This window comes from Bifidobacterium stellenboschense (assembly GCF_000741785.1).
Classification (GTDB): domain Bacteria; phylum Actinomycetota; class Actinomycetes; order Actinomycetales; family Bifidobacteriaceae; genus Bifidobacterium; species Bifidobacterium stellenboschense.
Genome location: NZ_JGZP01000026.1, coordinates 22,187 through 35,210, shown reverse-complemented (window position 1 = coordinate 35,210; position 13,024 = coordinate 22,187). Strand labels below are relative to the sequence as shown.

Genomic DNA, 13,024 nt, shown 5'->3' with positions numbered 1-13,024 from the left:
ACGGGTCGGCCTGCGCCTGCTGTGCGTACGGGTCGGCCTGGGCCGCGGCCGGCTCGGCCTGGGCGGCGGGCTGGTTGCTCCGGCCGGGGTGCCGTTCGCCGTGTATCCCATCTGGGCCACGGTCTCGCGGGCGCGCTCGTCGCCGAATTCGGCGAGCCAGCGCAGCAGGCCTGGGTAGGCGCGCGGGTTCACCGCGACGTTCGCGCCGAACTCCGGGTTCTCGTAGGCGATCTTCGCGAGGAAGATCGGATCAGCGTTCTGGTCCTGGACCGCCGCGACCGCGGCATCGTAATCGACCATCATGGCCTCCTTGGTGTTATGGTTCGTAAGGTTTGCAAAGTCTGATCGGCGATGTTGCCGATATCCTCCTCGTCACCGAGTTTAGTCACCGCCCATGCGTGCCGTTTCGGCGCGAGCACGGGCATGTCCGCGACGATGACGGTCACGTTGTCGCGGCCGCCGGCGGCGAGCGACGCCTGGAGGAGCGCGTCGGCCGCCTGCTGCGGGTCGTCGTACCGTGCGGCGATCGCGGCGATCTCGTCGTCGCCGGAGACCTCCGCGTGCAGTCCGTCGGAGCAGATGATGAAGCGGCCGGTCGCATCGGTGAGGAACAGGTCCGGGTCGATGCCGTCCGGGTCGCCGATGCATTGGGTGATGACGTTGCGGGGGATGAGCGAGGCGGCCACGTCGGGCAGCAGTTCGCCGGAGTCGATGGCCTCCTGCCGTTGCGAATGGTCGCGGGTGATGCGGGTGAGCGTCGAGGCGTCCCATCCGCTGCCGTCCTCCAGCGCGTCCATGTGGTAGGTGCGCGAGTCGCCGATGTTGACCACGTAGGCGAGGTTCTCCGTGTTGAACGGCACGAGCAGCGTCTCGTCCTCGGCGGTCTCGGTCAGGTCGGCGGCGGCGGTCTTGTCGCCCGATGCGCCGCCGATGCCGGACAGCACGGTGGGGGAGTCATCGTCGTCGGTGTCGGGGGCGTCGCCGTGGACGAGGATGAGGCCGGTCACGGTGGTGCCGGCCACGCCGCCGAGCTCCTGTCCGAGCGCGAGCACGTCGGTCTGCGCGTCGGCGAGCACGGTTTCGATGTCGGCGCGGTTGCGCACCGGCAGCGCGGTGAGGGCGCGCAGATGGTCGATGGCGCGGGCGCTGGCCCGTTCGCCGCCCATGCCGCCGCCCATGCCGTCGCACACCACGTACACGCCGTGATCGGCGTAGCCCAGATCCTGGTTGTTCCTGCGCTTGAGCCCCACATCGGTGGCGAGTCCCGCCGTGAGGTGTCCGATGTTCATGAACGCTTCCCCTCCGTTCGTGCGCCGGGGGCCTTGCCGGCCGTCGCCTTCTTCGTCGTCCCGCGACCGGCGAACCGGACACGCATACTCGCCACTATACCTGTTGCGGATGTCCCGTGTTCGTCTTTCCTCCGGCGTGTGAACACTCCGGCGAGGGAAAGACGGGTGCGCCAGCGGCGCAGACGCGGCATCGAGGCGAGCATGGCCTTGCGCGTCGCATCCACGCCCGACCAGTAGCGGCGTGCCTGTTCGTCGCCGATCTGCTGCCCGGAGAACGCTGCATAGTCGGCGTCCCGCGACAGGCGCGTGAGGTTCGTGGCGTCGACCGCCAGCTGTTCGGCCATCGCATGTCCCTCCTCGCGGCGGGTGCCGTGCGCGTCGACGCCGCTCTGGCGTGCCAATGCGGTCAACGCCCGCCATCCGGCGGCGACGCGCACGCGCGGACTGCCGCGCCGTCGTGCGCGGGACAGTTGGATCGCCTTGACGAGCAGGATGAGACCGCACACGATCAGAACCGTCCATACGGGGCTGCCGTAGATCGCGACGCGACGGGCGATGCGCCCGACCCGCGCCCAGAACAGGTTCGCGCCGGACGCGTCCGCGTCCTCGCCGGCGAGCGCCGACTGGCCGCGCGCCTGCTGCTCGTCGCGCAGCGGATCCTGCAGCGGGACCGGAGGCTGTCGGACCAGCGTCTGCGGGTTCGGCGGCGTGAGGTTCTGGTTCTTGTCTGGGATCTTCGTCTCCTTGGGCGTCGGATAGAACGCCACCCATCCGTAGCCGTCGAGCTTGATCTCCACCCATGCCTCGATGTCGTTGCCTTTGAACTCGGTGACGGTCTGCTTGCCGCGTTTCTCGGTGCGGGCCGCGCTGATCGCGCCGTCCTTGTTCTTCGGGATGAAGCCGAGTACCACGCGGCTGGGCAGGCCGAGGTCGCGGGCCATGAGCGCCATGGCGGAGGCGTACTGTTCGGAATCGCCCACCATCTCCTTGCCGCCGAGCAGCTTCTCGATGCGGTAGTTGCCGTGGCCGGGCAGCGACGGGTAGTCGCCGGACAGGCCGTGCGAGAACCAGCCGGAGTCTTTGAGCTCGTCGGCGATCTTGCGGGCCGCGGCGCCGCCCTTCGCCTCGCCGCCGGCCAGCGCGGTGGCGAGCTTGCCCGCCGAATCGGGCGAGTCGGTCACTTCGGGTTGGGTGATCGTCGCGGCTTTGGCGGCGTCGATCTGCTTGTCGGACGGCGTGCGCTGGATGACGCCGGTCTCCGTGTAGGTCAGGCCCTTCGACGTGCCCGACGGGTAGATCGCCGAATCGGTGTCCGTGTTGTAGTAGAAGGCGTCGGCCCCGTCGCTGTCCTCGGTGGCCGTCCCGCTCGTGCCGGAGCTCTTGCCGGAGGTCGTGGCGGAGGTCTTGCCCGCATCGTCGAACGTGACCTTGGTGGCCGCGCCGGACAACGGCAGCCAGCGGTCGGCGAGCCCCTCGCCCACGGTGAACGTGGCGGTGAACTGGTCGCCTTTCGTGTCGTTGGCGATCGCCGTGCCCACGCGGCGGTAGTTCGACGAGTCGGCGGCCGCCGAGGAGTCGGACAGGTTCCACACGTTGCCGTCGAACCGGTCCATGACGGCGAGACGCACCGGCGTGCCTTCGGGCAGGTTGCGCGCGGTGAGCACCGTGTCGTCCTTGTGGTCCTTGATGTAGGAGCGCAGGCCGGACAACGGGCTCGTGTAGTCGTATGGGCTCAACGGCGGCTCGTACTCGTCGCGCAGGATCAGACGATTCTGCGGCATGGCGAGGCACGCGCCCACGGCGAGACCTGCGGCGAGCACGACGATGACGAGGGAGCTCAGCCACCTGCCGATCTCCAGCAGACCCCATCGCGCGGCCAGCCAGACGACGAGGACGAGCGCCGCCGCAAGACCCGCCACGTAGCGCCACCAGCCGGTGGACGTGCCGAGCAGGGCGGCGGCCGCGAATGCGGCGAACACGGGCAGCGCGCCGATCGTGGAGAGCCGGCCGTCGTCGGCCACGGCGAACAGGCCTGCGAGGAATGCGGTCCACAGGGAGAGTGTCCAGACGGCCATCAGCGCGCCGGACCCCGCGCCCACGGGAGGCGTGATCGAGATCAGGTATTTGAACGAGCCGAACGTGTCCTGCCATCCTTGGGACAGGGTGGCGATCGACGGGACCACATGGCCGATGGCCGTGTCGTTCAACGCGACGACCGGGCCGACGATGAACTGGGCGAGCGCGAGGAACACGATCTGCCACCACAGGCGCAACGGCTGCTTCACGCCCGCCAGGGCGATGAGACAGCCGAGCAGCGTGGCCGGCACCGCGGCCACGGCCCATACGGCCGCGTCGCCGTACACGTCGACGAGATTCGACACGGCGAGCAGCGTGAGCAGCGCGACCACGGCGAGACCGGTCAGATGACGGATCCACGCCGCACGGGTGATCAGCGCCGACGGTCGATGCCCGCCGCGCGTCATCCAGATCACCGAATGGGTGGAATCCGCCCACGAGCCGGTCGTCGTGTTCGTGCGGGTGCCCGTGCCGGTCTGGTCGCCGATCGCCGCGGCCGCGGCCGAGGCTTCGGCCGGGGAGACGCGGGACGGGTCGAGAGGGAACTGTTGGAAGGTCATGCGAGCACCCCCATGATGAGCGGCAGGTCATCGAGCTCGCCCACCGTGGCGAGCGTGAAGTCGGGGAAGCGGCGGATCGCACGGGGAGCGCCCTCGCTGGCCTGCAGGACAAGCGTGGACGCGGACTTCGGCAAGGCGAGCGCCATGCGTTTGATCGAGTCGAGCTCGCGCAGCGACCCGACGGTAAGGAAATAGAACGAGGCGTCCGGGTCGTGCGTGAGCGTGCCTTCGACGAGATTCGGATTGTCATCGTGGTCGGGCGTGATCATGCTGCACGCGTCGAGGAAGTCCATCGCATGCCGCGGCGTCGCATGCGCGTCGCCGGCGTGCGTCGACAACGGCCTGTCCTGCATGAGGCAACGCACGCCGATCGAGGCGTGGATGGACACGGCGAGCTCGAATTCACCGGCGCTCGCATACTCCTCCGGATTGACGGACACGGTGAGCGCCGTGTCCGTGCGGCGCGTCGCCTCGTACTGGCGGATCATCAGCGTGCCGGTCTTCGCGGTGCTCAGCCAGTGCACGTTGCGCACGTCGTCGCCCGGCTCGTATTCGCGTAGACCGTAGAAGTCGAGGTCGTCGTCGACGATGTCGCCGCTCGGCTGGCCTTCGAGGTCGCGGGCGAGACCGGCGTTGAGGGTCTTCAACGGCACGGTCGCCGGGTGGATGAACAGGTCGAGCTTGTCGGCGAGACGCTTCTCGTGGCGGACGAGACCGAACGGGTCGCCCTTGCGGATGCGCAGCGGGCCGATGGAGAGCACGGCGCGCGAAAGCGTGCGGAACTCCACGTCGGTCTGCTTCGACTGGCCGGGGGCGAGCATGGGGATGGAGAACCGTTCGTGCATCTCGCCGATCGGCAGGTCGCCGCGCGCGTTCGCGGTGGGCGTGCGGCCCGGATTGGCGATGTCGACGCGCACCGCCACCGTGTCGCCGACGGTGACGCGACGGCGCGGCAATCCGATCGTCGCCTTGAACGAGGTGTTGCCGAGCGACATGATCACGGCGGCGAGCGTCATCGTCATGGCGACCACGCCGTAGGCGAGCAGCTCATGCCATCCGAGCGGGAGGAACGCGGCGAGCGCGGCGATGCCGGAGACCGCCACCGCCCACCCCAACGGGGAGATGTAGGACGTGAACAGGCGGCGGATCCGGTGCAGGACCCGCCTGACGGCGCGCGAGACCCGGCGCCGGCGCGAACGGCGCGCGAGCTCGGCCGCCGTCGGCACGCCGGACGGAGCCGTGGAGCCGACGGTCCGGCCGGCCGGCGCTCCCGCCGGCTGCGCCGTCGCGGTACGTCTGGAACGGAACATGATGTCGTCCTTCGATCGGTTGATGCGGTCCTGCGGGTCAGCGTCCGAGGACGGGCGCGGGCACGTCCTCGAGGATGCGCGCGATGACGGTCTCCGGCGTCTCCCCGGCGAACGTGGCTTCCGCGGTCAGGCTCAGACGGTGGGCGAGCACCGGCACGGCGAGATCCTTCACATCGTCGGGCACGACGTAGCCGCGGCCGTCGGCGGCGGCCCAGATGCGGGCGCATCGCGTGAGCGCGAGGGCGCCTCGCATCGAGGAGCCGACCATGATGCTGTCGTCGTGGCGGGTGCGCTCGACGAGACGGACGATGTACTCGGTGATCGCGTCGTCGATGTGGATGGACTGCGCGGTGCGGCGCAGGGCGATCACGTCGTCGCCGGTCAGCACCGGGTCGACGGTGGCGGCGCGGTCGGTGACGTCGAGCTGGCGCAGGATGTCGACGGACACGTCGTGGCCCGGATAGCCGATCGACGTCTTGAGCAGGAAACGGTCCATCTGCGCTTCGGGCAGCTTGTACGTGCCGAGCTGTTCGATCGGGTTCTGCGTGGCGATCACGATGAACGGCTGGGGCACGTCATGCGTGACGCCGTCCACGGTGACCTTCTGTTCCTCCATGACCTCCAGCAGCGCGGACTGGGTCTTCGGCGAGGCACGGTTGATCTCGTCGGCGAGCACGATGGACGCGAAGATCGGGCCCTCGCGGAACGTGAAGTCGCCGGTCTTCTGGTCGTAGAAGGTGACGCCCACCACGTCGGAGGGCAGCAGGTCGGGGGTGAACTGGATGCGCTTGAAGCTCGTCGCGACCGAGTTCGCCAGCGCTCGCGCCAGCTGCGTCTTGCCGGTGCCCGGATTGTCTTCGAGCAGCACGTGGCCGCCGACCATGAGCGCGGTGAGCACCTGACGGATCGGACGGGCCTTGCCCACCACGGCCTTCGCGATGTTCTCGGTGAGCAGGTTGAACATGTCGCGGAAATGCTCGACGTCGGGCGAGGCGACGGGCATCATGCCCGTGTCGATCACCTGCGGCGCGGATTGCGCCGGCGCCTGGGGCTGGACGGGCAGCGGCTGCGCGGGCTGCTGCTGCGTGGGCTGAGGCTGTGTGGGCTGCTGCGGCTGCCAGGTGGCGTACGTGGAGGCGGCCGGCGCCTGCTGCGTGTTCCGCGCCGGCACCGGCGCCGACTGCGTTCCGTCCGGCAGCGGCGTGTACGGCGCCGTCGGCGTTCCCCCCGGCGCCGACGCGTCCGCATGCGGCGTGCGTGAGTAGGCCGCGTTGGCCGGCGTGTGCGCCGTCTTGGCGGAGCCGAGACGCGTCGAATCCATGTCCAGCTGGGAGCCGAGGCGCGTGGCGTCCATGTCGTAGCGGGTGCCGAGACGCGTCGAATCCATGTCGGTGGTGTCCGTCGGCGTCTTGCCGCCCTTCGTGGCGGAGGGCTTCTTGGCCGGGATGGACGGTTTCGGCCGACCCGGCAGGCTCGGCTTGATCGGCGGGTGGGCGTGCGTGCCGTCGGACAGTTGGGTCGAGTCGTCGATCGGCTCGTGGGTGTTCTCGCTCATGGTTGCTCCTTGCGGGGTGCGGGGCGTTCATGCCGCCTCGGACGTTGATGGTCGTGTGCGTTGCTGTGGTGGGTACGGCGGGTGTGTGCCGTTGGTGCCGCGGGTATGTGCCGCGGGCCGGATGATCGCTCGTATGCGGTCGGCCGGCCGCGTCGGCCTAGGGGACGTGCCCGGCGGCATCCGGCCCGGGATGGGATCTACTGTGCGTAATACGCCAACCCCCTTATCCACGGTTGGGCCTTGATGCCGCTTTCGGACAGTTGGCCGGCCAGCGACTTCGAATCGCCTTCGGCCATCGGACGCGAGTTGGATACGTCGCCGTGCGATTCGACGCCGTCGACAAGTTCCGACGGACCGTCCTTGAGGGTGATGCGCCAGGTCATGTCGCCTTCGAGGGTGGTCGTGACGTCCTTGAAGGAGATGGCCGTCGGCTGTTGGCCGATCGCCCAGGAAGCCACCTGCTGGGTGTTGCCGTTCTCGTCGGTCAGCGTGAGCACGGCCGTGGCGCCCTGCCCGTAGGTCTCCATGCCGCCGTTGGTGATGCGGAGCGTGTCATGGTCGTCCCACCGGAAGGCGTAGTTGTTCAGGCGTGCCTTCGGCTTGTTCGGCATGTCCTGGCTGGCCGCGGTGGCGTTGTCGCTGGCGGCTCCGCGGAACGTCTTGCGGACGCTCACCGAGCCGCAGGCACGCCAGGCGCCGGGATCGTAGGAGAACGACGTGCCCGACGTGGATCCGGTCGCGCCGTTGCCGTCCGTGTAGTCGAATCCGCCGTTCTTGCCGTCGCCGTCGCTCCACGTGACCACGCAGCGGCCGTCGCTCGCCTTGACGGCGAGGTTCTGCGGCGCCGCGGGCTTGTAGGTCGGTGTGATGGCACCGCCCTCCCCGTACACCTTGTCGCCGTGCGTCGTGGTGAAGCCGTATCGGGGCGTCAGGGTGGTGCCGAAGTCGGAGTCGTCGATGGTGAACGTGTGCGACGTGTCGCCGCATAATCCGGTCTCCGCATAGTCGGAGCCGAGCGCGAATCCCACGGCGGAGCAGTCGTTGTTGCGCATGTTGCCGAGCTTGCCGGTCACCGTCACCTTGTTGCTGTTCGGCTCCTGGGAGGCGGAGACGGACGGCCTGTCCGGCGTGCCGTACGGCTTGGCCGCGTTTTTCGACGTGGCGCCGGCGCCGTCGCCCACCTTGTTGTGAGGTACCACCGTGGCGGTCAGGGCGGTACCGTCCGAGATGTCGGCGTCGGCGATGTCGAAGCCTATCGTCTTGGAGCCCTTCGCGGTGTCCTTCTTGCCGTTGCTCAAGGTGACGGTGTAGTAGTCGACGGGGGACCCCTCATAGTCGGGCATCGACCACGAGACGGTCACCTTGTTCCTGGAGCCTTCCACCGTTACCGAGGACGGTGCCGGCGGCACCTTGTCCGGCGTGCCGGTCGCCGTGTTGGAGTCCTTCGACCAGCCGACCTCGTTCTTCGCGCGCACGCGGAACGTGTACGATTTGCCGTTCGTGAGCCCGGTAATCTTGCAGGTCGTCACCGCGCCGCACGACTTCGACGACGCCTTGTCGCCGTCGTCGCCCCAACGCACCTCGTAGTCGGTGATCGGGCTGCCGTTCGCCGAACCGGGCGTCCATGCCAGATCGACCGCGCCGTCCTGCGGCTTCGCGTCGACGGGGGAGAGCAGCGGCGCGTCCGGCTTGTCGATCACGGACACGGTGATCGTGCCCGTGACCTTGCGCTCGGCCGTCTTCGTGCCGTCCTGCACGGTGACGAGCACGCGGTTCGTGCTGCCGCCGATGTCCGCGGCCGCGGTGATGCCGATGGAACCCGAGGCGCCGCACTGGACGGTGAGCTTGGAGGCGTCGTCCGCCGCGCATTGGACCACGGTGAGCGGATCCGAGGGGAACGGGTTGTACGCGTCGTCGAGCACGTTCACGCTCTGGCTTTCGCCTGCCCTGAGCTTGAGCGTCTTGTCGGCCACGCGTGCCAGCGGTCGCGTCGAGGAGACGACGCGCACGGTCACGCCGGCGTCGACCGTGCCCTTGCCGTATTTGATCTGCACGGGCACACTGACCGTCGTGCCGGGGGAGGCGTCCTTGTCGGCCTTCACCTGCAGCTGCCCGCCGTTCGAGACGGTCGCGCTCACCTTGCCGGTGTTCGAGCCGCCCGAGTACGTGTACTGCTTCTCGTCGTCGTAGGCGCCGCTCGGCGCGTGCGTGAGCGCCTTCAGGTCGATGGTCTTCGTGTCTTCGCCGGCCACCACGTCGATCGTGGACGAGGAGAACGTGGGAGGTGGCACGTCGCGTCCGATCACGGTGATCGGCAGGGTGAGCACCGCCGAGTTGATGATCTTCGTCTTGTCGGAGCCCTTCTTGCCGTCCACGGCGGTGAACGTGATGGAGGCGGGGCCCGAGTAGTCCTTGGGGGCGGTGAACTTGAGCGTCTTGTCGTTCACGTACAGGTTCCCGTCGGCCGCCTTCGTGGCGCTCACCGAGTCGGCGCCGTCGACGTACGGCTCCTTGCCGGCGCCCACGCGCACGTAGTCGGCGATGTTGATCTGGATGGTCTCGCGCGAGTTCACCTTGAGTTCGGGCGCCTTCGGTCGCAGCGTCGGCGGGAACACGCCGTACGCGGGCACCTGGATGAACGCGGTGGAGGTGACGTTGTACTTCGTGTTGGTCACCGTGTAGGGGACGGCGCGCGCCTCCTTCGTCAGATCCACGGTGATGACGGTCGACTTGTCGCCGCCCTTGACGCGCGCATGGTCGCGCGCCGACTCGTGCACGTCCACCTTGAGGTCGGACGCGGTGCCGGACGGGTTCGCGATCCACTGGCTCACGTCCACGTCCACGCTCTTCTTGTCGATGGTCGCGGCCGAGGGCACGCGGTAGTCGTAGGCGTCCGGCGGTTCGATCGGGGCGTTCGGGTCGACGTTGACGGTCAGCGTGGCCGTGTCCGTCAGGCCCGCCTTGTCCTTCACCGTGTAGACGATGTAGCTCGTCCCCGCCTGCGAGGGCGTGGTGAAGTCGATCATGTTGGCGTTCACCTTCGCGCCCTGTATGCCCGTCGAGTCGAGTTTCTTCTCGACGGTCAGATCGGTGTTGTCGCCGGAGATGTCGTTCTGGGCGACCGGCACGGTGGCCGCCGTGTTCGGACGCAGCGTGATCTCGTCGTCGCGCGCGTACACGCCCGAATCCGAGGCTCCCTGGAACACGCCGACGCGGATCTGCGCCTGGGCGCGCTGGCCGGTCCAATCCTCCACCGCGTAGGAGAAGGTGTCGGTGCCGGAGGAGTCGGCGTACGCCTCGTAGATGAGATAGTTCGCGCCCACCTCGGTGATGCGGCCCAGCTGCGGCGCCTTGTTGCCCAGGCCGAGCAGCTGGTCGTCGTCGCCGTCCACGTCGATGCCGGTGAGCGTGATCGGGATGCGCACCTTCTGGCCGGCGGCCACCTGCGCCTCCGTGTCGTGCGGCGTGGGTGCCGGCTTGTTCTCCTCGTTGCGCTGATGCACGGTGATGGTGATCGTGCCGGAGGCGGAATTGCCGAGATTGTCCTTCACCGTGTAGGTGACGGGGAACACGCCGGTCTCGTCGGACGCCTGATAACGGACCGTGTCGCCGGAGACGAACGCAAGCCCCTTGAACGTGGCCTTGTCGGTCTGCAGGTCGTTCTGCAGCGTGACCGTCGTGCCGTCCGGATAGCTCACATGGTCGAGCACGTCGACCGAGACGATGCCGCCGGTACGCACCTGCGTGTTCACGTTCGACGCCTTCGGCACCGAGTTGCCGGTCGACAGCGCCGGCGGCTGCAGCACGATCGTGCCGGTCGACGTGCCGGCCGCGTTCGCCACCGTGTAGGTGACCTCCACCGGCTTGGTGGGCACCTGACGCGCCGTCAGATACACGCGTTTGTGGCTGACGAGACCCGTCTTGATGCCGGACGAGGGGTCGGTCGTGACGGAGGTGACGGACAGCACGCCGCCCATCGGGTCGATGTCGTTCGCCAACGGTTCGACGATGGCCGTGTTCTCTGCGCCGAGCAGCGCCACGTCGTTCGCGGCCACCGGCTTCGCGGCCTCGCCGGCCACCGGCCGCACCTCGACGCGCGCCAGGCCGGTGACCGGCACGGAGCCCTGCGTGATCGTGTACGGCACGTAGTAGGTGCCCGGGTCGTTCGCCTTGAACTGGAGCGTCATGTCGGCGGCGTTCACCGTCACCGTGGCCCCGTTCGGCGTGTCCGCCGCGGACAGCTGCGCCGGTTGGGCGCTGGTCGCGTGGACATAGGGTTTGAGGTCGATGGAGGTGTCGGTGGCGGGCAACGTGGATTTGACCACCGGGTCGATGTCGGCGGACAGCGTGTTCGCCGGTTTCACCGAGAAGTACACCATGCCGGTGCCGGTCTGCTCGCCGTCGGAGACGGTGAGCTCGACGCCGACGCGTCCGGAGGTCATCGAACCGGTGTTGAACGTGAGCTGGCCGTCCGCGCGGGTGGAGACCGTCACCTGATCGGAGTTCTGCGGCGTGGCGGAGACGAGCGTCATCGGGTCGCCGTCCGGGTCGGTGAAGCTGCCCAGCGCGTTGAACGTGTACGTGGCGCCCTGCTCGACGGCCAGCTCCGGCGGCACGTCGGTCTGCGAGGGGGCTGAGTCGCCCGAGCCGGTCAGCGTCAGATCCACGGTGGCCGAGGATGTCTGGCCGTGCCCGTCGGAGATCTCGTAGCTGAAGCTCACCGAGCCGGCCTTCGCCTTCGTGGCGTCGAGCTGGAGGTAACGGCCGTCATAGACGGGGGAGACCGTGATCGTGGCGCCCGCGGGCGCGTTCACATGCGTGATCTCCAGCACCGAGCAGTCGGTCTGCTGGTCGTTGCGCAGCACGTCGAGGATCTGCTCGCCGCCGGCGCGCGCGCCGAACGCGTCGTCCTCGGCCTTGATCTCGCCGGACTGCTGCGAGCAGGTCTTGTCGAACTTGCGCTGGTTGTTCGCCGTCTCGTCGTTCTGCTGCTGCTTCTCGGACTGTTCGGTCTGGATCGTGTTCCACTGGATCTTGATCACGTCCGTGGATTCGCGCGGATTCCACACGTTGCCGTTGACCACGTCGTTGAGCACCACCTGGCGGTGGTTCGTGCGGAACACCAGTTCGGAGGTGGCGTTCACCTCCTTGAGCGACCGGAACGCGGCCTTGCCGTCGTCCGCAGAGCATGCGGACACGTAGTTGTTGGCCTTCTGACTCCACGCGGCGAACACGCATCCGCCGGAGGAGACGGGCCTCGCTGGCTCGCCCTTGCCGCCGGAGCGGAGCGCCACCGGCTTGGGTTTCGATGAGGTGAGGTCGATGAGGTCCATGCCGTTGCGCCCGGAGACCGCGACCCATCCGGATTGCGCGCCGTCCACCGACGGCAGCTGCAGGGTCGCCGGCCCCGTCACGTCCAGCGTGGCCTTGCCGCCTTCGAAGATCGCCTGCCCGCCGGCGGTGATGACCGGCACGCCGTCAATCACGGTGAACGAGGAGGCGTTCGTCTGCGCGCCGCCGGTGACCGACTTGGTCTGCGAGGCGGAATGGCCCTGCGGGCTGTCCAGTCTGAACACCATGCCGTCCGACGGACGGTAGCCCCATACTACGCCGTCCGAATCGACCACGGCCTTGCCGCCCGCGCCCAGCTTCATCTGCGGTTCGCCGTTCGCCGGTGACACGGATTCGACGTCATCCGATGTTCCGGCCCATACGTCGCCCGTCTTCGTGTTGAGGAACGCGATGGTGCCGCCGCCGATCATCGACGTGGTGTTCCCCTTCGTCTCGGTGGAGGCGTCCACGCCGACCGTGGACGCTTTGATCGACGACGCCTTGCCTGCCTCGTCGAGCACGGTGTCCGAGTCATGCTGGGAGACGTCGAACCGCTGCGCCGCCGAGGAGACGCCCGCGTCCGCCTGCTTGAGCTTCACGTTGAACCGGGCCGCCTTGCGGTCCTTCAGCGAGGTGACCCATACGGAGCCGTCGTCGAGCTGCACGTGGCGCTGCGTCACCGAACTGATGATGATCGCGCCCGCGACCACGCCGAGGATCAGCAGCAGGGTGACGACCGGCGTGATCCACCTGCGGTTGCCGGACGGCACCAGACGGCGCAGCAGCGCCCCGGTCCTGCGTGACCGCTCGTATGCCTGGGAAGATTGCTTCGCCATGCGTCGCTCCCGTCGTTTCCTCGCCCCCGGTCGGGGCCTTCCGTACCTCCAATGTAGCCGCGCCCAC

General features: G+C 68.5%; 6 protein-coding genes. All 6 read right to left on the bottom strand.

The annotated features are described in order from the left end of the window. Positions 1-300 (bottom strand): variant leucine-rich repeat-containing protein (locus BSTEL_RS10425; RefSeq protein WP_476574993.1); only part of this gene is annotated, 300 nt, incomplete at its 3' end. After that, positions 300-1,289, bottom strand: a complete 990-nt coding sequence (locus BSTEL_RS10420) for a PP2C family protein-serine/threonine phosphatase (RefSeq protein ID WP_034530186.1) — start codon at positions 1,287-1,289, stop codon at positions 300-302. The genes BSTEL_RS10425 and BSTEL_RS10420, both read right to left, overlap by 1 nt. Continuing rightward, complete coding sequence (locus tag BSTEL_RS10415; protein WP_084686279.1) at positions 1,286-3,925, bottom strand: transglutaminase TgpA family protein; 2,640 nt, start codon at positions 3,923-3,925, stop codon at positions 1,286-1,288. Before BSTEL_RS10415 ends, BSTEL_RS10420 begins: the two co-directional genes overlap by 4 nt. Further along, a complete protein-coding gene (locus BSTEL_RS10410; protein ID WP_084686278.1) occupies positions 3,922-5,235 on the bottom strand; it encodes a DUF58 domain-containing protein in 1,314 nt (437 codons plus the stop codon). The genes BSTEL_RS10415 and BSTEL_RS10410 overlap by 4 nt, the downstream gene beginning before the upstream one ends. A 37-nt stretch (positions 5,236-5,272) precedes the next feature. Beyond that, positions 5,273-6,589: an AAA family ATPase gene (locus BSTEL_RS10405; protein ID WP_162179000.1), complete on the bottom strand. Its 1,317-nt coding sequence runs from the start codon at positions 6,587-6,589 to the stop codon at positions 5,273-5,275. A gap of 398 nt (positions 6,590-6,987) precedes the next feature. Continuing rightward, positions 6,988-12,957 carry an Ig-like domain-containing protein gene (locus BSTEL_RS10400; RefSeq protein ID WP_034530184.1) on the bottom strand — a complete coding sequence of 1,990 codons (5,970 nt, stop codon included), beginning with the start codon at positions 12,955-12,957 and terminating at the stop codon, positions 6,988-6,990. Between the last annotated feature and the right edge of the window lie 67 nt (positions 12,958-13,024).